The sequence below is a fragment of the Microbulbifer sp. YPW16 genome, assembly GCF_021290385.1.
Lineage (GTDB): Bacteria > Pseudomonadota > Gammaproteobacteria > Pseudomonadales > Cellvibrionaceae > Microbulbifer > Microbulbifer zhoushanensis.
The window spans coordinates 2431146-2455418 of record NZ_CP089928.1 but is presented as its reverse complement, the minus strand read 5'-3'; the positions used below and the strand labels follow the sequence as shown (position 1 = coordinate 2455418).

Here is a 24273-nt window from a genome sequence, read left to right as displayed (position 1 = left end):
CCCCGGCACCAGCGAGCCATCAACCAGACAGGATTGACACATGTTTTCCCCAATACGGGCCCGCCGGATGTGCGGCCTGCTTGCGCTGGCGTTTGCCCTGGCATCTGTGCCGGCGCCGGCAGCGGTCGATTACCAGCGCGCCCTGCAGCTTGCCCAGGAGCTGGATCCACAGGTCGCCGCAGTGCGCCAGCGGGCCGATGCGGTACAGCAGGATGCGGTAGCCGACAGCCAGTGGGCTGATCCGATGATCAAGCTCGGCGCGGTGAACCTGCCCACCGACAGCTTCGCATTCGACGAGCAGCCCATGACGCAGAAACTCGTGGGCGTGAGCCAGAAGCTGCCGCGCGGCGACAGCGCCCGCCTCACGGGTGAGAGGGGGTCGCTGCAGGCACAGGCCGGCTACGCCGATGCCGCCGACCGGGAGCTGCGCCTGGCGCTGCAGGTCAGCGAGGCTTTCCTGCGGCTGTCCGCGCAACTGGAGTCCCTGGAACTGATGCGGGAAAACCGCCACTGGCTGGTGCAACTGGTGGAGTACGACCGTGCCCGGGTGGCCACCGGCGAGGCCCAGTCCCAGCAGCTGCTGCAATCCCAGCTGGCCCTGGCGCGTCTCGATGACCGCATCCAGGCGCTGGAGGGCGAGGCCAACCGCAGTCGCGGCCAGCTCAGCCAGTGGATAGGCACTGCGGCCTGGGAACCGATCGATACCAGCCTGCCCGGCTGGGCGGAGACCAGTGCCTGGCTGGCGTCCCGGCCGGTGCCGGTGGCGCCGGAAACCGTTGCCGGGCACCCGGCCCTGGCGGCGGCCGCGGCCCGCGTGGAGGCCGAGGGCCGCAATGTGGATATCGCCCTCGAGGCCTACAAGCCGCAGTGGCAGTTCGAACTGAGCTACGGCCAGCGTGAACCCACGCCCACCAGCGACGGTGCCGACTTCGCCAGCGCGATGGTGTCCTTCGACCTGCCGCTGTTTACCGGCAAGCGGCAGGACCGGCGCCTGGCTGCCGCCCGCGCCCGGGAGAGCGCCGGTATCCTGCAGCGCCAGGACATCCTGCAAACCCTGCACAGCGGCCTCAATGGCGCCGCCGCCGCCGCCGACAGCCTCGCGGCGCGGCGCCACCTCTACCACACCGAACTGCTGCCTACCGCGGAAGATACCGCCGGGGCGCTGCTGAGTGGCTACGCCAGCAACACCGCAGACCTGGATGCGGTGATCGATGCCCGGGTGGAGGCCATCGAGGCGCAGATCGACGCCGTGCAACTGGATTACGACTATTACCGCGCCCTGGCACGCGTTCGCTACTACCGCGCGGCGGCGCCCGGCGTGGAGACGCCGGCACGGGACAGCAAGTGAGCGGTGTGCAACACCGCGGATACAGGCAGCAGATGACGCCCACCCCGGTGGTGGGCCCGATGGGAAACTGAACAATGCAGAAAGCACCGATAAAAGCATCGATATTGGTCGCTACCGCAGCAATCGTCGGCGTAATGCTGGGCTGGTGGCTCAGTGGCAACGGCGATGGGAGCGGTATGGATGACGGGGCCAGCGGTGAGCGCAAGATCCTCTACTGGGTCGCACCCATGGACCCCAACTACCGCCGCGACGGACCCGGCAAGTCCCCCATGGGGATGGACCTGATCCCGGTCTACGAGGGCGAGGAACCCGGTGATGCGCCGGGGACCGTAACCATCTCCCCCGCCGTGGAAAACAACCTGGGTGTGCGCACCGCCACTGTCGAGCGCGGGCCGGTATCCGCGCCCCTGCGCACCGTGGGGATCGTGCGGCTGGACCAGGACCGCATCCGCCACCAGCACACGCGGCTGAGTGGCTGGGTGCAGAAGAGCTGGGTGACGGCCGAGGGCGACCGGGTGGAAAAGGGCCAGCCGCTGGTGGAGATCTATTCGCCGGAACTGGTCAAGGTCCAGCGGGAGTTCCTCGCCGCCCTGGGCAGTGGCAACCGGGCGCTGATCGAGGCGGCCCGCGAGCGGATGCACAGCCTGGGTATCCCCGCACGGGAAGTGCAACGGGTCGAACGCGACCGCCGCGCCAGCGAGAAGGTCACGCTCTATGCCGATGCCAGTGGTTATGTGGAGACACTGGGCGTGCGCAGCGGCATGTATATCACGCCGGAGAAGGCACTGGTGAGTGTCGGTCCGCTGGATACGGTCTGGGTCGAGGGCGAGGTCTTCCCGCGCCAGGGCTACGCCGTCGAACGCGGGGACAAGGTCACCGTGCGCGGGGACTTTGCCCCGGGGCGCATCTGGCTGGGCCAGGTCAGCAAGATACTGCCGCAGGTGGACGAGCCCATGCGCACCCTGACGCTCCGGGTGCAGGTGAAAAACCCGGACCAGACCCTGAGGCCGGGAATGTTTGTACGCCTGGAACTGGACGGCCGCACCGCCACTGCCCTCACTATTCCCCGCGAGGCATTGATCCGCACCGGTCGCATGGAGCGTGTGGTGCTGGCGGAAGGCGACGGCCGCTTCCGCTCGGTGCGGGTCCGTTCCGGCCACGAGTTCGGCGACCGGGTGCAGATACTCGAGGGACTGCAGGCGGGAGACCGGGTCGTTACCTCGGCCCAGTTCCTGATCGACTCTGAATCCAGCGTCAGCGCCGACCTGGGTCGCATGGATACCTCGGACCGGCCCTGGGTCGGTGCCCGGGTCCTGAGCATGCCCGATGACAACCACTATGCGCGGCTGGACCACGAGCCGGTGCCGGCCTGGGACTGGCCGGCAATGGTGATGGGTTTCTACGTGGCCGAGGAGGCGGGCGACGACCTGCGCCGGGCGATGGAGAGCGACGAGCGTATCGAGGTGCAGATCCGCGAGCGCGCCGACGGCAAGTACGAGGTGCTGGCGGTGCGGCAACCGGCGGGCGTGGACCACGGCCAGATGGAGCACGGGGAAATGGACCATGGAGACATGGATCACGGTGAGATGGATCACGACGATCACGGGGGCGAGCCGAAATGATCGCACGGATTATCCACTGGTCCCTGCACAATCGGGTCGCCGTATTGCTGGCCGCCGCGGCGCTGTGCCTGGGCGGGCTCTACAGCATGCGCAACACCCCGGTGGACGCGCTGCCCGACCTTTCCGACGTGCAGGTGATCGTCAAGACGTCCTTCCCCGGGCAGGCCCCGCAGGTAGTGGAAGACCAGGTCACCTACCCGCTCACCACGGCGATGCTGTCGGTGCCCGGTGCGGTCACCGTGCGCGGTTACTCGTTTTTCGGCGATTCCTACGTGTACGTCCTGTTCGAGGACGACGTCGACCTCTACTGGGCCCGCTCGCGGGTGTTGGAGTACCTGAGCCAGGTGGCGCCGCGGCTGCCCGCCGGGGCCCAGCCGGAGTTGGGCCCGGATGCGACCGGCGTGGGCTGGATCTTCAGTTACGCGCTGGTGGATCGCAGTGGCAATCACGACCTGGCACAGCTGCGCTCGCTGCAGGACTGGTTCCTGAAGTACGAGCTGCAGACCATTGCCGGGGTGTCAGAGGTGGCCACCGTCGGGGGTATGGTGCGGCAATACCAGGTGGTGGTGGACCCCCTGCGCCTGCGTGCCTATGACCTGACCCTGGCACAGGTGCGCAGCGCCATCGAGCGCGGCAACCGCGAGACCGGCGCCTCGGTGGTGGAGATGGCCGAGGCCGAATACATGGTGCGGGCCAGCGGCTATATCGAGGGCGTCGACGACCTGCGCCAGATTCCCCTGAAAGTGGATGACAGCGGCACGCCGCTGCTGCTCGGCGATGTGGCCGAAATCCGCACCGGGCCGCAGATGCGACGCGGCATTTCCGAGCTCGATGGTGAGGGCGAAGTGGTCGGCGGTGTGGTGGTGATGCGCTTCGGCGACAATGCCCGCGCCGTGATCGAGCGGGTTACCACCCGCCTGGACGAGTTGCAGCAGGGCCTGCCGGAGGGCGTGGAAATCGTGCCCACCTACGATCGCAGCAAGCTGATCGACGATGCGGTGGACAACCTGGCCCACAAGCTGGTGCAGGAATTTATCGTGGTGGCACTGGTATGCGCCCTGTTCCTGTTCCACCTGCGCTCGTCGCTGGTGATTGCCATCAGCCTGCCCCTGGGCATCCTGGGTGCGTTCGTGGTGATGCACCTGCAGGGCATCAACGCCAACATCATGAGCCTGGGGGGTATCGCCATCGCCATCGGCGCCATGGTGGACGGCGCCATTGTGATGATCGAGAACCTGCACAAGCACCTGGAGCGCACACCTCTCGCAGAACGCGAGCACTGGTCTGAGCGCAAGCGCTGGCAGGTCGTGGCCGAGTCGGCCAGTGAGGTGGGGCCGCCGCTGTTCTTCAGCCTGCTGATCATCACCCTGAGCTTCCTGCCGGTGTTTGCCCTGGAGGGCCAGGAGGGCCGGTTGTTCGCGCCGCTGGCCTACACCAAGACCTACGCCATGGCGGTGGCTGCCGGACTCGCCATTACCCTGGTACCGGTGCTGATGGGCTATTTTGTCCGCGGCCGCATCCGGCCAGAGCAGGACAACCCCATCAACCGGGGGCTGGCGGCCGCCTACCGGCCGGCACTGGCGCTGGCGATCCGGTATCCGCGTACTGTGCTGGCAGTGGCGTTGCTGTTGCTTGCCAGTGCCCTGTACCCACTGTCGCGCACCGGCAGTGAGTTTATGCCACCGCTGGATGAGGGCGACCTGATGTATATGCCCAGCACCTACCCGGGCATTTCCATCGGCAAGGCGCGCGAACTGCTGCAGCAGACCGACAAGCTGATCAAGTCGGTACCGGAAGTGGCGCAGGTGTGGGGCAAGATCGGCCGCGCGGATACCGCCACCGACCCGGCGCCGCTGACCATGATCGAGACCATCATCCGCTTCAAGCCGCGGGACCAGTGGCGCCCGGGGATGACACCGGACAAGATCCGCGCGGAGCTCGACGCCGCCGTGCAGCTGCCCGGGGTCACCAATGCCTGGGTGATGCCGATCAAGACCCGTATCGACATGCTCGCTACCGGCATCAAGACCCCGGTGGGGATCAAGGTGGCCGGGCCAGACCTGGGCGAGATCGAGCGCATCGGCACTCGGCTGGAGAAGATCCTCGGCGGCCTGCCTGGTACGGCTTCGGTTTATGCCGAACGGGTGGCCGGAGGCCGCTATATCGATGTGGATATCGATCGCCGGGCCGCGGCCCGCTACGGGTTGAATATTGCCGACGTCCAGTCAGTGGTGGACACCGCCATCGGCGGCCGCAATGTCAGTGAGACCGTGGAGGGCCTGGAGCGCTACCCGGTGAACCTCCGTTATCCACAGGCGTGGCGCGATTCCCCGGAGGAAATGCGCCAGCTGCCGCTGGTGGCACCCAACGGCAGCCACCTGGCCCTGGGGGATGTGGCGCGCATCGAGGTACGCGACGGCCCGCCGATGATCAAGACCGAAAATGCGCGACCCAACGGCTGGATCTACGTGGACATCACCGACGTGGACCTGGGCTCCTGGGTCGACCGGGCGCAGCAGACGGTAGCGGAGCAGCTGGAGCTGCCGCCGGGTTATTCGCTGATCTGGTCCGGCCAGTACGAGTATATGGAGCGGGCGCGGGAGCGGCTGGCGGTGTTGCTGCCGCTGACCCTGGGGATCATCGTGCTGCTGCTGTACCTGAGCTTCCGCCATGTGGGCGAGGTGCTGGTGATCATGGGCAGCCTGCCGCTGGCCCTGATCGGCGGCCTGTGGCTGCTCTACTGGCTGGGCTACAACCTGTCGGTGGCGGTGGGCGTGGGCTTTATCGCCCTCGCTGGCGTCGCTGTGGAGATCGGCGTGATCATGCTGGTGTACCTCAACCAGGCCTGGCAGCGGGTGCGCGAGGCACGCACGGTCGATGGTACCGCATTGCGCCGCGCCGACCTGGAGCAGGCGATCCGCGAGGGGGCTGGCCAGCGTATGCGGCCGGTGCTGATGACCACTGCGACGGTATTTATCGGCCTGGTCCCGGTGATGGTTGGCAGCGGCGTGGGGTCGGAAGTGATGCAGCGAATCGCGGCGCCGATGGTGGGTGGTATGGTCAGCGCCATGCTGCTGACGCTGCTGGTGATCCCGGCGATTTTTCGCCTGTGGAAGGGGCGTCGCTTGCGGGACTGATTGTTGTTCGCCGCCCCGCAGCCCCGGCTAGTTGCTGAGCTGGGTCGGCAGCCAGGTGGCCAGTGACGGCCACAGGGCCAGCAGGCACAGCACCAGCAGCTGGATGGCGATAAACGGCATCACCCCGCGATAGATGGCCCCGGTTGCCACTGCCTCCGGTGCGACCCCGCGCAGGTAGAAGAGCGCAAAGCCGAATGGTGGGGTGAGGAAGGAGGTCTGCAGGTTGATGGCAATCATGATGCCCAGCCACACCGGGTCCACGCCCATGGCCAGCAGAACCGGCCCCACAATCGGCACCACCACGAAGGTGATCTCGATAAAGTCGAGGATAAAGCCCAGCAGGAAGATCACCACCATTACCAGCAGGGTGGCCCCCACCACCCCGCCCGGCAGGCTGTTGAAGAAGCCGGTTACCAGCTCCTCGCCGTCGTAGCCGCGGAATACCAGCGAGAACAGCGACGCGCCGATCAGGATCGCAAACACCATGGCCGTCACCTGCAGCGTGCTGCGGCCCACTTCCCCTGCACGATCCCAGTTGAGCGCGCCGCGGCCGAAGGCCAGCAGGCCCGCCCCCAGTGCACCCACGGCCGCTGCCTCGGTGGGGGTGGCGGCGCCGCTGATAATGGAACCCAGCACCAGCACCATCAGCGCGATGGGTGGCAGCAGGCTCTTCAGGATTTCCACCGGCTCCACCCGCTTTTCGCGGCTGTCGCCAGCCGCGACGTCCGGCTCCCGCCGCGCCACAAAAAGCAGGTAGACGATGTAAGCGCCCACCAACAGCAGGCCCGGCACAATGGCGCCCACGAACAGGTCACCCACGCTCACCGGCTTGGGATTGAAGATGCCCGCCGACAGCTGTGCCTGCTGGTAGGCGTTGGAGAGGGTATCCCCCAGCAGCACCAGGGCAATCGAGGGCGGGATGATCTGTCCCAGGGTGCCGGTTGCGCAGATGGTGCCGGTGGCCAGGCGGGGGGAATAGCCGCGCTTCAGCATGGTGGGCAGGGACATCAGGCCCATGGTTACAACCGTGGCGCCCACGATGCCGGTGCTGGCGGCCAGCAGCGCGCCTACCACTACCACGGATACCGCCATGCCCGCCGGCACGCGGGAGAAGACCCGGGCCAGGTTGACCAGCAGTTCCTCGGCAATCCGTGCCCGCTCCAGCATCACGCCCATCAATACGAACAGCGGCACCGCCATCAGGGTGCCATTCTGCATGATGCCAAACAGGCGGTCGGGGAAAGCGCGTAGCAGCTCCGGGTCGAAGGCGCCGGCAACGATACCCAGCCCCGCTGCCAGCAGCGCGGTGCCGCCCAGGGTGAAAGCCACCGGGTAGCCGAACATCAGCGCGGCGCAGACCGCGAGGAACATCAACAGGGGAACCAGTTCCATCATGCGCTCATCTCCTCAGCCACGCGGGGTGAGGACTTGCTGACCGCTTGCGGCTTTGGGGGCGCGGACTCCACCTGGACCAGGGTTGCCAGGGCACGGGCCAGCTGCGCCACGCCCTGCAGTGCCAGGGTGAAGGCGGCCAGCGGGACCAGGCTCTTGAGCAGGAAGATACCGCCCAGGCTGTCGGCGCTGGCGCCGGCCTCGCGTACCGCCCAGCTGCTGGTGACGAAATGCCAGCTGCCAGCGAGGATGAACGCGCACAGGGGCAGCAGGAACACCAGGGTACCCACCGCATTGACCCAGGCTTTCCCCCGCGGGCCCATGCGGCGGTAGAAGACGTCGACCCGCACGTGGGAATCGGTCTGCAGCGCATAGGCCAGGCCCAGCATGAATGCCGCACCGTGCAGGTAGACAACGGTGTCCTGCAGCGCCAGCGAGCCGCCATTGAAACCGTAGCGCAGTATCACCACGGCACTCTGCAGCAGCACCATTGCCAGGGTAAACCAGCCCAGCAGGCGGCCGGTTGCTGTGGCCAGCCGGTCGAGTCCGCGTGCGCAACCCAATAAGGGGGACATGGGGAAGCCTCTCTCTTCATCTTATTGTTCTGTTGCAGAGAGTAACCCCGGCGCCAGTTTCACGCCAGAGGTCGCGCCACGCCGGCTCCGGGCAGGTACGGTGGTGCGCGCAGGTGGCGGATTGGGCAAATAGGGCGGCATGTAACCTGTTTGTCACATTCCGTTCATAGAATCGTCACCCGTTCTACCTAGCATCGCCGCGTGAAACAAATTCAGAACACACCGGAGTTAAACATGAACAAGCGCCCTGTCAGCAAGATCGTGGCCTCCTCACTGGCGGTCCTGACGATTGCAGCTTCCCAGGCGGCCCTGGCGGCCCGCGATCATATCAGCATCGTCGGTTCCTCAACCGTATACCCGTTTACCACCACTGTGGCCGAGCGTTTCAGCCGCGCGACCCAGTTCAAGACCCCGGTGGTTGAATCCACCGGTACCGGCGGCGGCATGAAGCTGTTCTGCCAGGGCGTGGGTGAGGGCACTGCCGACATCACCGGCGCCTCGCGCCGTATCAAGCAGTCCGAGCTGGAGATGTGTAACAGCAACGGCGTGGACGTGGTGGAAGTGCAGGTGGGCTACGACGGCATCGTCCTGGCCAATGCCAAGGGTGCCGAGCAGTTCGAGCTGTCACGCAAGGACATCTTCCTGGCCCTGGCCAAGGAAGTCCCCAACCCGGACGGTTCCGAGACCCTGGTCGCCAACCCCTACAAGACCTGGAAAGAAGTGAACCCGGCGCTGCCCGATACCGATATCGAGGTGCTGGGACCGCCCCCCACTTCCGGTACCCGCGACGCCTTCGCCGAGCTGGCGATGGAGGGCGGCTGCAAGAAGTTCGACTGGATTGCCGCCAAGAAAAAAGAGGACAAGAATGCCTACAAGGCTATCTGCCATAACATCCGTGAAGACGGTGCCTATATCGAGGCCGGCGAGAACGACAACCTGATCGTCAACAAGCTGGTGGCCAACCCGGACGCCCTTGGTATCTTCGGCTTCAGCTTCCTGGACCAGAACGCCGATAAGGTGCACGGTTCCATCATCGAGGGTGAGAAGCCCACGTTTGACAGTATCGCCGAGCAGAGCTATCCGGTATCCCGCCCGCTGTTCATTTACGTGAAGAAGGCGCACGCCAATGTGATCCCGGGCATGAAGCAGTTCCTGGCCGAGTTCACCAGCGAGCGCGCCTGGGGCGAGGACGGCTACCTGGCCGACAAGGGCATGATCCCGCTGCCGATGGCCAAGCGCCAGCAAGTGGCCCAGAACGTACGCAAGCTGAATGCCCTGACCAACCTGGCGAAGAAGCAATAACAGTTTGATAACAGGATAACTTCTCAATCAGAGAAGCAGGTAAACGGATTTACCGGCCAAGCCCGCAAGGGCTTGGCCTTTCTCGTATTGGAAAGGCCCTGCTGGGCAATGAATTCACAGTAAAAAGTCCGGATAATGCCCGGCGCAAATACCTGAACGCACGGAAATTCGATGCAGACACCAACTTTATTCGCCCTGCTGTTGCTGCTGGTGCTGGTGGCCTACGGCACCGGCTTCAGCCGCGCCCTGGCGGCGGCCCGCAGTCGCGGTGGCATGCGCAACCTGGCAGCCCTGCCCAGCTATTACGGTACCCACACCGCGCTCTGGTGCGGCCTGCCGGCGCTGTTGCTGCTGGGGGCGTGGCTGGCCTTTGACGACCCGATCATCCGCTCGCTGGTGATGGGTACCATCGAGGACAAGCCGGATACCATCGCCGGCCGCGACCTGCTGTACGCGCAGATCCAGAATGTGGCGGCGGGCAACCTGTTCGGTGAGCCCAGCGCCCAGGTCAAGGCTGCGGCGGAGCGGCTGCAGGGCCTGCAGGGAACCGCGGCGGTACTGCAGACGGTGATCGTGCTGATCCTGTCGGCGGGGCTGGCTGCGTTCACCCTGCTGCGGTTCTCGCCGGAACTGCGCGCGCGGGAAAAGGTGGAAAAAGTCCTGCGTGGGGTGCTGGTGACCTGTGCCAGCGCCGCGATCCTGACCACCGTCGGCATCCTGCTGTCGGTGCTGTTCGAGTCCCTGCGCTTCTTCCAGTCGGTGCCGGTGACCGAGTTCCTGTTTGGCCTGCACTGGAGCCCGCAGATGGCCCTGCGCGCCGACCAGGTGGGCTCCAGTGGTGCCTTCGGTGCGGTGCCGCTGTTTACCGGCACCCTGATGGTCTCCGCCATCGCCATGTTCGTTGCGGTCCCGGTGGGCCTGATGTCGGCCATCTACCTGGCTGAGTACGCCAGCAAGCGCGTGCGTTCCCTGGCCAAGCCGGTACTGGAGATCCTCGCCGGCGTGCCCACCGTGGTTTATGGCTTTTTCGCAGCGCTGACCGTGGCGCCGTTCGTGCGCGAGATGGCCACCTCCATTGGCCTCGAGGCGTCCAGCGAGAGTGCGCTGGCGGCGGGACTGGTAATGGGGGTGATGATTATCCCGTTTGTGTCGTCGCTGTCCGACGACGTGATCAACGCAGTGCCCCAGTCCCTGCGCGACGGTGCCCTGGGGCTGGGTTCCACCCACTCGGAGACCGTGCGCAAGGTGGTGATCCCGGCGGCGTTGCCGGGCATCGTCGGTGGTGTGCTGCTGGCAGTCTCGCGCGCCATTGGCGAGACCATGATCGTGGTGATGGCCGCCGGCCTGGCCGCCAACCTCACCGCCAACCCGCTGGAGTCGGTTACCACTGTGACGGTGCAGATCGTCACCCTGCTGGTGGGCGACCAGGAATTTGACAGCCCCAAGACCCTGGCCGCGTTTGCACTGGGCCTGATGCTGTTTTTGTCCACGCTGGTGCTGAACTTTATCGCCCTGCACGTCGTGAAAAAATACCGGGAACAGTATGACTGATTTAACCCAAGACCAGGTGCGCGAGCGTATCGAGCAGAGCCTCGCCGGCCGCCACCGCAAGGAAAAGCTGTTTCGTGGCCTCGGTATTGCCAGTATTGCCTTCGGTATACTGGCGGTGCTGGTGCTGTTCACCGATATCATCAGCAAGGGCAGCGGCGCCTTTGTACAGACCGCGGTGCAGCTGGAAGTGACCTACGACCCCGCGGTGCTGGGCATCGACACGGTCGATGACGAGAGCCTCACCTGGGCCAACTTCACCGGTGTGGTGCGCGAGGCACTGCGCGCGCGTTTCCCGGATGTCAGTAGCCGCGGCGAGAAGCGCCAGCTCTACACGCTGGTCTCCACCGGTGCGCCCTTTACCCTGCGCAACCGCCTGCAGGCCAACCCGGAACTGCTGGGGAAGACCGAGAAGGTCTGGTTTGCCGCCGACGACGATGTGGACACCTATTACAAGAGCCTCGACGACTCGGCCGAGGGTTTCCGTGGCCGCACCTCCGACCAGATGGCCGCGTGGGTGGCGCAGCTGGCGGACAGTGGCGAGCTGAAGAAGCGTTTCAACACCACCTTCTTCACCAACGGCGATTCACGCGAGCCGGAACAGGCCGGTATCCGCGCGGCGCTGGTGGGCTCACTGCTTACCCTGATGGTGACCCTGGCGCTGTCATTCCCCATCGGTGTGGCAGCGGCCATCTACCTGGAGGAATTCGCGCCCAAGAATCGCTGGACGGACCTGATCGAGGTGAATATCAACAACCTCGCGGCGGTACCGTCCATCGTGTTCGGCCTGCTGGGCCTGGCGATCTTTATCAATTTCTTCGAGCTGCCGCGTTCGGCGCCACTGGTGGGCGGCCTGGTACTGACCCTGATGACCCTGCCCACCATCATTATTTCCAGTCGTGCGGCACTCAAGGCGGTACCGCCGTCGATCCGCGAGGCGGCAATGGGCATGGGCGCTTCCCGGATGCAGGTGGTATTGCACCATGTGCTGCCACTGGCCATGCCCGGCATGCTCACCGGCGCCATTATCGGCATGGCGCAGGCCCTGGGTGAAACGGCGCCGCTGCTGATGATCGGTATGGTGGCTTTTATCGTCGACGTACCCGGTGGTGTCACCGACCCGGCCACTGTGCTGCCGGTACAGATTTTCCTGTGGGCGGACAGCCCCGAGCGCGCCTTCGTGGAGAAAACCTCCGCTGCGATCATGGTTCTGCTGAGCTTCCTGATCGTGATGAACGCCAGTGCCGTCTGGCTGCGCAAGAAACTCGAGCGCCGCTGGTAGCGGCTGATAAACTGGGACCTGATTGCATGAATACCATGACCCTCGATGCCGGCAATGCTGCGCCGGCAGCAACCGGACAACTGGAACAGGACACTGTGGACACCAATACCAAGGTAAGCGAGACCGTCGGCCAGCCGTTGTGTGACGATGCCAAGCTGAGCATGCGCAACGTCAATGTCTTCTACGGCGAAACCCAGGCCATCCACGATGTCAGCCTGGATATCGGCCGCAACGAGGTGGTGGCCATGATCGGTCCGTCCGGTTGCGGTAAGTCCACCTTCCTGCGCTGCATCAACCGCATGAACGACACCATCGAGGGCTGCCGGGTCGATGGCGACCTGACCCTGGATGGCGAGCCGATCTACGGCCCCAAGGTGGATGTGGTGCCCCTGCGCGCGCGGGTGGGCATGGTGTTCCAGAAGCCGAATCCCTTTCCCAAGACCATTTACGAGAATGTGGCCTACGGTCCCAAGATCCACGGCATTGCCAGCCGTCGCGCCGAGCTGGACGAGATTGTCGAGAACAGCCTGCGTCGCGCCGGCCTGTGGAACGAGGTGAAAGACCGCCTGGACAAGCCCGGTACCGGCCTGTCCGGCGGCCAGCAGCAGCGCCTGTGTATCGCCCGCGCCATTGCCGTGAGCCCGGAAGTGATCCTGATGGACGAGCCCTGCTCCGCCCTGGACCCGATCGCCACCGCCCGGATCGAGGAGCTGATCGACGAGCTGCGCGAGAACTACACCATCGCCATCGTCACCCACTCCATGCAGCAGGCGGCGCGGGTAAGCCAGCGCACCGCTTACTTCCACCTGGGTCACCTGGTGGAAGTCAACGATACCGAGACGGTGTTCACCAATCCGCAGCACGAACTGACTGAAGCCTACATCACCGGCCGCTTCGGTTAAGAAGCTGGTCTACAATGGCGCTGTAAAGAAGCGACAAAACTATGGAAATGCATTTCGACCAACATATCTCCCGTCAATTCAACGAAGACCTGGAAAGCCTCAAGAGCGAGATGCTGGAAATGGGTGGCATGGTCACCCGCCAGGTGGCTGAAGCGGTGGAGTCCCTGGCCAACGCCGACAGCGAACTGGCCGAGAAAGTCCTGCGGGTGGAAAAGGAAATCGACCGGCGGGAGATGGATCTCGACGAACACGCGACCCTGATTATTGCCAAGCGCCAGCCGGCTGCATCGGACCTGCGCATGGTGATGTCGGTGATCCGTATTGCCCGCGACCTGGAGCGGGTCGGCGACGAGGCGGCCAAGATTGCCAAGATGGCCATCGCCCTTACCGAGGAAGGCACAGCCCCCCGCGGTTATACCGAGATTCGCCATATCGCCAACGCGGTGCGCAAGATGCTCAACGACTCCCTGGATGCCTTCACCCGCTTCGATGTAAAAGCGGCACTGGACACCCTGGCGGAAGACGAGCAGGTGGATATGGATTACCGCACCGCCCTGCGCGAGATGATCACTTTCATGATGGAAGACCCGCGCAGTATCTCCCGGGTAATGAATGTACTCTGGAGCCTGCGTTCACTGGAACGCATCGGTGACCACGCCAAGAATATCTGCGAGCAGGTGGTTTACCTGGTGGAGGGCGCGGATATCCGCCACGGCCACGAGGATAACCTGAAGAAGGTGTAATCCGGCCCTGCGGGCAGCATCACTATCCAGGTTGCCCGGCAGACCAGCCATAGAAAAGGCCGCTTCCCGCGGCCTTTTTTTATGCCCGCCGGTTAAACAGCTAACCTTGGCGAAACCAGTGGATTTAGTGCGGAGACTAACCGATGAAGTACTTATTCGAAGTGAAAATCCGGGAGGGCCACACGGCCGAGGAATATGCCGATGCCTGGGTGCGCGCCTCGGAGCTGATCCAGCAGGCCCCCGGTGCCCGCGGCACCGAACTGCATCGCAAGATCGGCGACCCGACCCGGCTGATTGCCATTGCCAGCTGGGACAGCAAGGAACAGCGAGACGCCATGGAGAGAAACCACAGCCCGGAGATCGATGCAATTATCCGCAGCGCCGCGCCATATGTTGAAATCACGCCCATCGGCGAATTTGAAGAGCCCGAATGGGTGGTAACCCCGACGGGCCGGTGACCCGTCAAGTTCGGGGGCTGGTTGTGGCAGCGACCCGCTGCTGCACCAGGAATAAAAAAGGCCGCTGTAAGCGGCCTTTGTGCTTCTGCCGGTAGGGGCTATTCAGCCTTTATTCCCCAACGCCTGCATCCGCGCCTGCGCCTTGGTGCCTATCTCGCCACCGGCCTTGGCTGCCGTCTGGTAGTGGCCGTAGGCGGTCTGTACATTGCCCTGCTTTTCGTACACCTGGCCCAGGAAATAATGTGCATGGGGCGTTTCCAGGTAGCGCATGGAGCGGGTCAGGTCGCGCTCGGCATCGGTGTAGTTGTTCAGCTGCGCGCTCATCAGGCCACGCTTGAGCCAGTGGGAGAAGAGCCCCGGGTTTTTCTGCACCGCCTTGTCATAGGCCCCGTGGGCGGCCTGGTACTGTTCCTTCTGCGCCAGCAGGTCGCCCTCGAGCTGGAAGAAGGCGGCCTCGCGCGGCTGCTGGCGCTGGGCCTGGCGGGTCAGGTTGAGGGCCCGGTCATACTGCTTCTCCTTCACTGCGGCCAGGGCCTTGTCATAGGTCGCGTAGGCATCCGCGTCGCGCTTCAGCTGGGCAATGGCCTGCTGGTAGGCGGCGCGGTTGGTGGCGCCACCGCTGGACAGCTTCTTGGCGTGCGCGATATTGGCATCCACCCGCGCCTGGGACGGTGGGTGGCTGGCAAACAGGGCTGCCAGGCCACCGGACTGGCTGCCCTCGGACAATTTCACAAACTTGCGCTGCAGTTCCACTGCGCCCTGGGGGTTGTAGCCGGCGGCGGCCATATACCGCATGCCGTACTTGTCCGCCTCCAGTTCGTCGCCACGGCCGTGGCGGGCAATATAGGCGGAGCCGCCCAGCTGGCCACCGAGCGAGACCAGGTCGCCGTAACCGGTGCTCTGGGTGGCGGCGCCCAGTACCGCCAGGCCCGCGCCGAGGACCTGCTGCTGGGACATGGCAGCGGCTGAATGGCGCGCCGCGGCGTGGACGATCTCATGGCCGAGTACCGCCGCCAGCTCCGCCTCGTCCTCCAGCAGTGTCAGCAGCCCGCGATTGACCGCGATCTTGCCGCCGGGCAGCGCCCAGGCATTGGGGGTACCGTTGTTCAGCACCACGAATTCGTAGGGCAGCTGCGGCTGGTCGGAAACCCGCGCCAGCTTCTGGCCCACCCGGCTGACATAGTCCTGCAGGGACTTGTCGACCACATATTCACCGCCCTGTTGCTGCTGGGTGATGGGGTACTGCTTCTCCCCCAGGGCCACTTCCTGCCCCTGGGAAATCAGTGATAGTTCCTGTTTGCCGGTGACGGGATTGACCGCGCAGCCGGACAGCAGGGTGACGGCCAGGCCGGCCGCGGTGAGTGCACGCGAGATCATTGTCTCCTCCCTGTATAATGCCTGGATTAGTTGCGACCTATTTTACACAGTCCCGGGAGAGAGGTTATGACGGCACTGCAGATTATTGAACTGTTCGCGGGCGTGGACCCCGAAGGCCAGCCGGTGGTGGAGCGGCTGCAGGTGCGGGTCAATGAGGACGACAGCTGCCAGCTGGTGCGCTCCCCGGCGTTTATCAAGGGGATCGCCAGCGGCGATACCATCAAGGTGAAGAAGGACACCCAGGAGTTTGAGCTGGTCAAGCGCTCGGGCAACCTGGCGATCAGGGTGTTGTGCCGCGGCGACAGCGCGAAGCTGTCCGACCAGCTCACCCCGCAGCTGGAAAAGCTCGGCGGCGAGCTGGACATGGAGACCCCGCGCCTGCTGGTTTACAGCATCCATGTCAGCTGCGGCTTCGCCAATATCGAGCATATACTCAACAGCGTCTGCGACGGTGCCAACAGTGTCTGGAACTATGGCAACGTCTACGACCCGCAGGACGGCCAGACACCGCTCAACTGGTGGACGGAAATTCTCAAGCCGGAGTAACCCCGGCTTTTGGACCGTCCGCCCACTTGCACCGACCAACAATCCAGCCAACCAAGGAAACCGATGTTAATCGTTATCTCCCCAGCCAAGACCCTGGATTACGACAGTGAAATACCGGAGCTGGACACCACCCAGCCCGAGTTCCTCAGGGATTCCGCCACACTGGTCAAGGAGCTGCGCGCGCTGGGCCCGCAGGATATCTCCAGCCTGATGAAAATCTCGGACAAGCTGGGCGTGCTCAACTATGACCGCTTCCAGCAGTGGAAGCGGCCTTTCACCGACAGGAACGCCCGCCCCGCCCTGCTCGCCTTCAAGGGCGATGTCTATACCGGCCTCGAGGCAGAGACGATGGGCAAGCGGGATTTCAACTACGCGCAGAAGCACCTGCGCATGCTCTCGGGCCTCTATGGCCTGCTGCGCCCGCTGGACCTGATGCAGCCCTACCGGCTGGAGATGGGCACCAGGTTTGCCAACTCCCGGGGCAAGAACCTGTACGAGTTCTGGGATGGCAAGATTACCGCAGCGCTGAACGAACAATTGCAGGGACTCAAGAGCCGGGAACTGGTCAACCTGGCTTCCAACGAGTACTTCAAGGCGGTGAAGCCAAAGCAACTGGAAGCCGAGGTCATTACCCCGCACTTCCGCGACCTGAAAAACGGCGAGTACAAGATGATCAGCTTCTTCGCCAAGAAGGCCCGCGGCATGATGAGCCGCTGGGCCATCGACAAGCGTGTAAAGAAGGCGGCGGAGCTGAAAGACTTCGATGTGGCCGGTTACGCGTACAACGCCGGACTGTCGAACGGCAACGACTGGGTCTTTACCCGCGACGAGGCCCTGTGAGCGAAACCGGACTGCCCGACGCGCCGGCCTGCGGGCGCAACCGCGCGCCCATTCTCGGTGAATTGCGCCGCCTGCTGGCCGACAGCCGCTCGGTGCTGGAAATCGGCAGCGGCACCGGCCAGCACGCGGTCTATTTTGCCCCGCGGCTGCCGCACCTGTGCTGGCAGTCGTCGGACCGGGCCGATAACCTGCCCGGTATCCGGGCCTGGCTGGCTCACTGTCCCTCACCCAACCTGCCACCACCCCTGGAGCTGGATGTGGACCGGGCCTGGCCGGAGTTGCAGGTAGATGCGGTGTTTACCGCCAACAGCCTGCATATCATGGCAGAATCCTCGGTGGCGGCGCTTTTCCGGCAGCTGCCGCGGGTATTGCGCCCCGGTGGCCAGCTGCTAGTGTACGGTCCCATGAAAATTGCCGGCGATTATATTGGGCCGGGCAATGCCGACTTCGACCAGTGGCTGCACCAGCGGGATCCGGCCAGCGGGATTCGCGACCTGGAGTGGCTGGATGGCCTGGCGGCGGCCGCGGGCCTGGAGCGCCGCGAGCTGAATTTCCTGCCGGCCAATAACCAGCTGGTAGCCTGGCGCAATCGCGCGGCGCCGGCTGGTTACAGGCAGTCGACAACAAGCAGTTATCAATAACGAGGTGAGCTGATATGCCCCAGTGGCTCGAGATTGCCGTGGTGATGGCGTTTGCCATTGCCGCCGTGTTTTTCCTGGCGAAATACCGCGAGACCGCGGCCACCCTGCACGAGAGTGAGCGGATGAAAAAGCGGCTCTCCAGCGAGCTGACCCGCTACCGGGATGCCACCACCCTGCGCGCCCTGCGCGATGCGCTGGTGGGCAGTAACGGCCTGCCAATAGACGATGAGGGCCGCGAACACCTGCTGGTCCGCGACGGAGATATGCAGCTCTACCACCTGACCCTGCGGCGCCAGTGCAATGCCGTGGGTGAAGGCGAGAAAGTGACCTATACGAAGGATGGCAAAGAGGTCGAGCTCGAGGAGCTGAACCAGTAACGCCCCCGCCCGTTCCCGGGATCAGGCGGCGCTGCTGGTTGCCAGGCGCTGTTCCGGGAAATGCAGGGTGAAAGTACTGCCCCGCCCGGGACTGCTGTGTACGGTCATCTCGGCCCCGTGGCGCAGCAATACATGCTTGACGATGGCCAGCCCCAGGCCGGTGCCGCCGCTCTCCCGGGAGCGCCCGGCGTCCACCCGGTAAAAGCGCTCGGTCAACCGCGGGATATGGATGGGATCGATACCGATGCCACTGTCGCGCACGGCGAAGTGGCCGCCCCGGCCATCGACCCACCAGCGCAGCTGGATCGGCCCGCCCTCCGGGCTGTACTTGACCGCATTCAGCACCAGGTTGGCAAAAGCGCTGTGCAGCTCGGTGGCATCGCCGGTGATGATTGAATCCTGCTGGCAGTCCACCGTGATTTCGTGGCGGCCGCCACTGAAACTTCGCGCCTCCTGAGCAACCCGTTCCATCAGCTCGCTGACAGTAATCTTTTCCCGCCCGCTTTCCCGCTCCGAGGTTTCCAGTCGCGCCAGCAGCAACAGGTCATTGACCAGCGCCGTCATGCGAGCGGTCTGCTCGCGCATCTGCGCCATGGGCCGCTGCCAGGGTTGTGGCGCCATCCCGCTGCCCTCGAGGGTCTCCAGGTAGCCGGCAATCACGGTCAGCGGTGTGCGCAATTCATGGGAAACATTGGCGACGAAGTCCCGGCGCATCTGCTCCAGGTTGTGCAGCCGGGTGATGTCCCGCACGATCACCAGCGCCTCGTCGCGGCCGTAGCGGGTGAGTTCCAGCTGCAGGATGCGGGCGTCATTGCCCGGCGCGGGCATGGTCAGCGGGCCGCGGGCGCCGGGTTCGTTATTGTGGATATAGCGCACGAAGCCGGGGTCGCGGACAAAGTTGACCAGTGGCTGGCCGGCGTCTTCCGGGCGCAGCTTCAACAGCTCACCGGCGGCGGGGTTCCACCAGGCCAGGTTGCCGTCGTCTTCCAGCGCCACGATACCCTCGCGCAGGGCACTGGTGCTCTCCTGCACCCGGCGCAGCATGGCGTGGAGTTTCTGCTTTTCGCGCCGGTGGCGGCGCTGCAGGCGGTAGAAATCGTCCGAGATCTCGCCCCAGATGCCGAATACGGTGGGGGCAGGGCCGCGACGGCCGTTGGCCAGCCAGCGATTGAAGCGGTGCTGCTGGGCGAGGATCCAGAAGAGGTAGACCCCCAGGCCCAACACAAGCGCCCAGCGCCATTCAGTGGTGGCAAAGCCGAATATTGCCGTGCCGAGGGCGATCACCGCGAAGCGGGAAAACTCGCCGATACTCCGTTCCAGCATAGTGGTGGGCTGTCTCCGGTCTGCGGATGGGCGTACGGCGAGTGGCCGCCGCCTCTGGTCCGGCTCGGGTCAGGTTGCTCGTTGTCTGGTGGTACGGCTTCCAGCGACGGGCCGTGCCGCAGGTCGCGCAGGGCGAATTCTTACACTTTCTCGGCGGTTTGCACAGAAAAGCGATACCCGGTGCCGCGCACCGTCTGGATAAAGCGGTCGTGACCGTCGACGGCGAGGGCCTTGCGCAGGCGCCGGATATGAACATCGACGGTGCGCTCTTCCACGTAGACATTGCCGCCCCAGACATGGTCCAGCAACTGGGTACGGGTGTAGGCGCGCTCCTGGTGGGAGAGGAAAAATGTCAGCAGGCGGAACTCGGTGGGGCCCATATCCACTGCCTGGCCCTTGATGCTTACCCGGTGACTGATGGGGTCCAGCACCAGGTCGCCGGCGGTGAGCGGTTCCTCCGGGGTGGAGGGGCCGGCACGACGGAGCACCGCTTTCAGGCGGGCAACCAGTTCGCGCGGGGAAAACGGCTTGGTGATGTAATCGTCGGCGCCGGTTTCGAGGCCCTTGATCTTGTGGTCCTCTTCGCCCTTGGCGGTCAGCATGATGATGGGCAGGGTCGAGGTGAGCTCGTCCCGCTTCAGGCGCCGGGCCAGCTCGATCCCGGATACATCGGGCAGCATCCAGTCGAGCAGGATCAGGTCCGGCCGCTCGTCGATTACCAGTGCGTGCGCTTCCTGCGCGTTTTCAGCCTCGATACAGCGGTAATCCGCCATTTCCAGTGCCACCCGTAGCATATCGCGCACGGGAGCTTCATCGTCGACGATGAGAATCGTTTTGCTGTCCATGTAACTGTCACACCCTACTGTCGGTGGGGTCATTTAACGGCATTTTAGTGACAACCATATGACAGTCACCCTGGGCCGTGACAGGTTTGTTCAGCCGAACAGGAAAGAGAAAAATATACCCGCAAAAACGACACCGCCTACCCAGTTGTTGTTCAGGAAGGCCTGAAAGCAGGGTGTTCTTTCCCGGTCGCGCACCAGCCACTGCTGGTACGCGAACAGCCCGGCGGCGACCAGCACGCCGGCATAATAGACAGCTCCCAGCCCGAAGCGCGGGCCCACCAGCAGCAGCGACGTTACCACCAGCAGCTGCAGGACGGCGGTCATGGGCCGGTCCAGCTCGCCGAACAGTACCGCGGTGGACTTGACCCCGATCTTCAGGTCGTCATCCCGGTCCACCATGGCATAGAAGGTGTCGTAGGCCACTGTCCACAGCAGGTTGGCGGTATACAGCAACCAGGCCTCGGCTGGCACCTCGCCCCGCACCGCTGCGAATGACATGGGAATGCCCATGCTGAAGGCCGCGCCCAGCACCACCTGCGGCAGGTGGGTATAGCGCTTGGCGAAGGGATAGCAGAATGCCAGGGCCACCGCCGGCAGTGACAGCAGGATCGTCAGCCTGTTGGTGGTCAGCACCAGCAGCAGGGCCACCAGGCTCAGGCCGACAAACAGCCACACCGCGGAGGCCGGAGTGATTTTACCGGTGGCCAGCGGGCGGCCCGCTGTGCGCTTTACATGGCCGTCGATACCCCGGTCGGCGAAGTCATTGATTGCGCAGCCGGCGGCACGCATCAGGATCACGCCCAGGGTGAATACCGCAAACAGGTGCAGGCCGGGCCAGCCGCCGGCCGCCAGCCACAGTGCCCACCAGGTGGGCCACAGCAGCAACAGTGAGCCGATCGGGCGGTCCAGTCGCGCCAGCTGCCAGTAAGGGAGCGCTGCGGGCCAGCGCTGGGAGAGTTGTTGACTGATCACGTGTTCTGTCCCCTTCCCGGCTGCCGTCCCGCCATGGGCGGGCAGTCGGGATCAAAAGCCTGCAGGAATGTCTCCGCCACCAGCAGCGGCCGGCGATGCAGCCAGAAAGTCGAGCGCCGTCCCCAGGCCAGTTCCGACTCGCCCGCCAGTTCCGGCAGGGCACATTGCGGGTTGCGCCGCTGGCGGTTCAGCACAATCGGGTCTCGCCGGATGCCCGGTTCACTGAACAACAGCTCGCCCAGCGGGCGGCTGTCCAGGTGGCGCAATTGCCGCGCGGGCCCGCGCAGGGTCTGTTCCGGCAAAACGCTGCGGGCATAGACCCAGGGGGTGTCGTTGCCGTACAGCAGCACTTCGCGCACCAGCGCCAGTTGCCGGTTGCGCAGTCCGAGTTCGCGTCGCTCCTCGAGGTTGGGTTGCGCCCAGCGCTGGTCCAGCACCTGTACCCGGAACCGGTTGGCGCTCAGCTGCCGCAGCGCCGCCGTCAATGAGCCGGGATGCAGCAGCCACGCCAGCAGCGGAGCCGGCGGCCGGCAGTGCAGGGACTCCAGCGGCTGCCTGAACCACTGGCCCACAGGTGCGTAAGGAGACTGGTACAACACAAACCCCGGAGTAAAACCAAAGGCGCTATTGTACCCCGGCCTGCGGCCCGGTAACCAATTCCGCCACCCGACTTTTGCCGAAGGCCGCGGCTGCCGATATAGTGGCCGTTTGCGCAAAGCGGAACCTATCCGGTCCCCCGACCCGCACCAGCGCACCGGTTCCTGCACGGAAAGTATCGTGCGGGCCTGCGGCACGGGGCCAAACAATCGTGGAGAACTGCAACAGACATGGGTCTCACTACAAGAATACTCCTGGGGATGCTGGCCGGCATCGTGGTCGGGGTCGTCATCTATGCCGTCGGCCACACCCTGATGCCGGGCAGCAGCCTGGCCCACTTCCTCGACACATACCTCGCCGGTGGCCTGTTCGACATCATCGGCCGGGTATTTATCGCCTCGCTCAAACTGATGGTGGTGCCGCTGGTGCTGGTATCGCTGATCTGTGGTGCCTGTGCCCTGTCCGAGGGGCACCGCATCGGCCCCCTGGCAGGCAAGACCCTGTTGCTGTACCTGCTCACCACCGCAGTGGCCATTTCACTGGCGCTGCTGGCGGCCCTGGTGGTGCAGCCCGGTGTCGGCGTTGAGGCCAGTGCCTCCGCGACATTCGAGGCCAGGGAGTCCCCGCCCCTGTCCGAGGTACTGGTGAATATCTTCCCCACCAACCCGGTGCAGGCCATGGCCGAGGGGAACATGCTGCAGATCATCGTGTTTGCCCTGCTGATGGGCTACGCGATCGCGCACTGCGGCGAGCCCGGCCGGCGCGTGTCGGCGTTCTTCCGCGACCTCAACGACGTGATCCTGCGCATGGTGGGCGTGCTGATGGTGTTTGCGCCCTACGGTGTCTTCGCCCTGCTCGCCAAGACCTTCGCCGAGCTGGGTTGGGGCTTCATGCTCGACCTGGGCAAATACTTCCTGGTGGTCCTGGGTGTGCTGCTGCTTCACGGGCTGGGGGTCTATTCCCTGGTGCTCAAGCTGCTGTCCGGGCTCAACCCGCTGGAACTGCTGAAGAAAATGCGCCCGGCGATGGCCTTTGCCTTCAGTACCGCCTCCTCGGCCGCCACTATCCCCGTCACACTGGCCACGGTTGAGAAGCGCCTGGGTGTGGATAACAAGGTGGCTGCCTTTACCGTACCCCTGGGAGCCACCATCAATATGGACGGCACTGCCATCATGCAGGGCGTGGCCACGGTCTTTATTGCCCAGATGTACGGCGTGGATATCGGTCTCGCCGGTTACCTCACGGTGATCCTGACCGCGACCCTGGCCTCAATCGGCACAGCGGGCGTGCCCGGCGTGGGCCTGATCATGCTGGCCATGGTACTGCAGCAGGTGGGCCTGCCGCTGGAGGGCATCGCCATTGTGATGGGTGTTGACCGGCTGCTGGATATGGTGCGCACGGCGGTTAACATCACCGGTGATTCGGTGGTCAGCACGGTGGTTGCCAACAGCGAGGGCGCTCTCTCACGGGAGGTGTTTTACGATGGTAACTACAACAGTGTGTCGGATAACAACCGGGAAGCCGTGGCTACCTAGCGGGATACGGGATCTTGCCTGAAGTGGGGTGCCCGGTAGCCAGTTGTTGCCGGCGCGCCCTCTTTACAGAAGTTGCTGGCCCGGGGTTCAGAGTGAGGCCAGCGTGCGCAGTTGCTCCGCCTCGAAGTCGTCTTCGCTCTCATCGAGCATCTCATCCACCATTTCGGCGAGCGCCCGCTTGATTGATTCCTCGGTGGTATCCTCGCCGTTGCCGCCGCCACCGAGCGGCGTTTTCGTTTTGTAGGACTCGCTGATGCGCAGGCCGGCGATGTCGATTTCCCCCGCGCGGATGACGCGCCCTTCAGAGGTGAGCCACTGGTAGCGATAGACGCCCTCCAGTTCCACCTTGCCACGCTCAAGCTTGTATTCACTGCCGGTGCGCAGGTCGCTGAAACGCTTGATGACCTTTACGTCCAGGGTGTTTTTCAGCGTGAGGTGTGCTGCCCGCTCCACCAGCGGGACCTCGCTGTCAGTGAATCGTTCGGTCAGTTGGCGCGACAGTTCATTGTGTACATGGGTGTGGTAGGTACGCAGTGCTTCGTCCTTGATGGCGGTCAGGCTGAGGCCGGCATTGGCTTTTTCCAAGAGTTCGGCAAGGCCTGCGCCGCTGACCGGCATGGGAATATCCAGCGCAATCTCGGCCGGTGCGACCCGCACCCGCGGATTGACCGCATCATCCTTGAAACCCAGGAAGTTGCCCTGGGCCCAAGTGGGTACAGACAGCACGAGCAGCAGGCCGGTCATGGCAAACCGGCGGGCGGGGAATATCATCACTGTTGTCTCCGACATATTTATTTTTATTTGTGCGACGGTGTACCGTCGTTCTTATGGGTCGCAACGCAGTGCAACCACAGGGGCGATTACCGGGAGAGACTGCTGTATTCGCCGTTGTTATGTGGGGAATAGATAAC

At 64.4% G+C, this 24273-nt stretch carries 22 protein-coding genes; 14 read left to right on the top strand and 8 right to left on the bottom strand.

From position 1 onward, the window contains the following. Positions 1-40: 40 nt before the first annotated feature. From LVE68_RS10515 to LVE68_RS10505, 3 genes are all read left to right on the top strand, one after another. Positions 41-1348, top strand: coding sequence for a TolC family protein (locus tag LVE68_RS10515; RefSeq protein WP_232940269.1), 1308 nt, complete (start codon positions 41-43; stop codon positions 1346-1348). A gap of 74 nt (positions 1349-1422) precedes the next feature. Next, entirely contained in the window at positions 1423-2970 is a 1548-nt protein-coding gene (locus LVE68_RS10510; protein WP_232940267.1) for an efflux RND transporter periplasmic adaptor subunit, read from the top strand. Further along, the gene (locus LVE68_RS10505) at positions 2967-6107 is read left to right on the top strand and encodes an efflux RND transporter permease subunit (protein WP_232940265.1); all 3141 of its coding nucleotides are present in this window, start codon (positions 2967-2969) and stop codon (positions 6105-6107) included. Before LVE68_RS10510 ends, LVE68_RS10505 begins: the two co-directional genes overlap by 4 nt. A 27-nt stretch (positions 6108-6134) precedes the next feature. Here LVE68_RS10505 and LVE68_RS10500 read toward each other — a convergent pair whose 3' ends face one another. Then, positions 6135-7502, bottom strand: coding sequence for a TRAP transporter large permease (locus tag LVE68_RS10500; protein ID WP_232940263.1), 1368 nt, complete (start codon positions 7500-7502; stop codon positions 6135-6137). Further along, on the bottom strand, positions 7499-8074 hold the full coding sequence (locus LVE68_RS10495; RefSeq protein WP_232940261.1) for a TRAP transporter small permease subunit: 576 nt from the start codon (positions 8072-8074) through the stop codon (positions 7499-7501). The genes LVE68_RS10500 and LVE68_RS10495 overlap by 4 nt, the downstream gene beginning before the upstream one ends. A 234-nt stretch (positions 8075-8308) precedes the next feature. Between LVE68_RS10495 and LVE68_RS10490 the strand changes: the two genes are divergently transcribed. The 6 genes from LVE68_RS10490 (at position 8309) to LVE68_RS10465 (ending at position 14309) form a co-directional block, all read left to right on the top strand. Beyond that, entirely contained in the window at positions 8309-9376 is a 1068-nt protein-coding gene (locus LVE68_RS10490) for a PstS family phosphate ABC transporter substrate-binding protein (RefSeq protein ID WP_232940260.1), read from the top strand. 171 nt (positions 9377-9547) lie between these two features. Further along, a complete protein-coding gene (pstC, locus tag LVE68_RS10485) occupies positions 9548-10927 on the top strand; it encodes a phosphate ABC transporter permease subunit PstC (RefSeq protein WP_232940259.1) in 1380 nt (459 codons plus the stop codon). Next, positions 10920-12206, top strand: a complete 1287-nt coding sequence (gene pstA / locus LVE68_RS10480) for a phosphate ABC transporter permease PstA (RefSeq protein WP_232940258.1) — start codon at positions 10920-10922, stop codon at positions 12204-12206. Before pstC ends, pstA begins: the two co-directional genes overlap by 8 nt. Positions 12207-12367: 161 nt before the next feature. After that, positions 12368-13108, top strand: coding sequence for a phosphate ABC transporter ATP-binding protein PstB (gene pstB, locus LVE68_RS10475; RefSeq protein ID WP_255701180.1), 741 nt, complete (start codon positions 12368-12370; stop codon positions 13106-13108). A gap of 41 nt (positions 13109-13149) precedes the next feature. Continuing rightward, entirely contained in the window at positions 13150-13851 is a 702-nt protein-coding gene (gene phoU / locus LVE68_RS10470) for a phosphate signaling complex protein PhoU (protein ID WP_232940256.1), read from the top strand. A gap of 143 nt (positions 13852-13994) precedes the next feature. Beyond that, positions 13995-14309 carry an antibiotic biosynthesis monooxygenase family protein gene (locus LVE68_RS10465; RefSeq protein ID WP_232940255.1) on the top strand — a complete coding sequence of 105 codons (315 nt, stop codon included), beginning with the start codon at positions 13995-13997 and terminating at the stop codon, positions 14307-14309. Between the two features lie 102 nt (positions 14310-14411). Here the strand turns inward: LVE68_RS10465 and LVE68_RS10460 are convergent, their stop codons facing one another. Then, on the bottom strand, positions 14412-15686 hold the full coding sequence (locus tag LVE68_RS10460; RefSeq protein ID WP_232940254.1) for a M48 family metalloprotease: 1275 nt from the start codon (positions 15684-15686) through the stop codon (positions 14412-14414). Between the two features lie 66 nt (positions 15687-15752). Between LVE68_RS10460 and LVE68_RS10455 the strand changes: the two genes are divergently transcribed. From LVE68_RS10455 to LVE68_RS10440, 4 genes are all read left to right on the top strand, one after another. Beyond that, positions 15753-16232, top strand: coding sequence for a DUF4265 domain-containing protein (locus LVE68_RS10455; RefSeq protein ID WP_232940253.1), 480 nt, complete (start codon positions 15753-15755; stop codon positions 16230-16232). Between the two features lie 63 nt (positions 16233-16295). Further along, a complete protein-coding gene (yaaA, locus tag LVE68_RS10450) occupies positions 16296-17072 on the top strand; it encodes a peroxide stress protein YaaA (RefSeq protein ID WP_232940252.1) in 777 nt (258 codons plus the stop codon). Then, positions 17069-17713, top strand: coding sequence for a DUF938 domain-containing protein (locus LVE68_RS10445; RefSeq protein WP_232940250.1), 645 nt, complete (start codon positions 17069-17071; stop codon positions 17711-17713). The genes yaaA and LVE68_RS10445 overlap by 4 nt, the downstream gene beginning before the upstream one ends. A gap of 14 nt (positions 17714-17727) precedes the next feature. Next, positions 17728-18090, top strand: a complete 363-nt coding sequence (locus LVE68_RS10440; RefSeq protein ID WP_232940248.1) for a hypothetical protein — start codon at positions 17728-17730, stop codon at positions 18088-18090. Positions 18091-18111: 21 nt separating this feature from the next. On the opposite strand, the gene phoR is transcribed toward LVE68_RS10440, so the two are convergent. From phoR to LVE68_RS10420, 4 genes are all read right to left on the bottom strand, one after another. Further along, the gene (phoR, locus tag LVE68_RS10435) at positions 18112-19413 is read right to left on the bottom strand and encodes a phosphate regulon sensor histidine kinase PhoR (protein WP_232940246.1); all 1302 of its coding nucleotides are present in this window, start codon (positions 19411-19413) and stop codon (positions 18112-18114) included. 140 nt (positions 19414-19553) lie between these two features. After that, a complete protein-coding gene (phoB, locus tag LVE68_RS10430) occupies positions 19554-20258 on the bottom strand; it encodes a phosphate regulon transcriptional regulator PhoB (RefSeq protein WP_232940245.1) in 705 nt (234 codons plus the stop codon). Positions 20259-20348: 90 nt separating this feature from the next. Further along, on the bottom strand, positions 20349-21230 hold the full coding sequence (gene ubiA / locus LVE68_RS10425) for a 4-hydroxybenzoate octaprenyltransferase (protein ID WP_232940244.1): 882 nt from the start codon (positions 21228-21230) through the stop codon (positions 20349-20351). Beyond that, complete coding sequence (locus LVE68_RS10420) at positions 21227-21826, bottom strand: chorismate--pyruvate lyase family protein (RefSeq protein ID WP_232940243.1); 600 nt, start codon at positions 21824-21826, stop codon at positions 21227-21229. Before LVE68_RS10420 ends, ubiA begins: the two co-directional genes overlap by 4 nt. Before the next feature lie 231 nt (positions 21827-22057). Here LVE68_RS10420 and LVE68_RS10415 point away from each other — a divergent pair, with 231 nt between their 5' ends. Beyond that, positions 22058-23362: a dicarboxylate/amino acid:cation symporter gene (locus LVE68_RS10415; protein ID WP_232940242.1), complete on the top strand. Its 1305-nt coding sequence runs from the start codon at positions 22058-22060 to the stop codon at positions 23360-23362. A gap of 87 nt (positions 23363-23449) precedes the next feature. Here LVE68_RS10415 and LVE68_RS10410 read toward each other — a convergent pair whose 3' ends face one another. Then, a complete protein-coding gene (locus LVE68_RS10410; protein ID WP_232940241.1) occupies positions 23450-24136 on the bottom strand; it encodes a hypothetical protein in 687 nt (228 codons plus the stop codon). Positions 24137-24273: the final 137 nt, after the last annotated feature.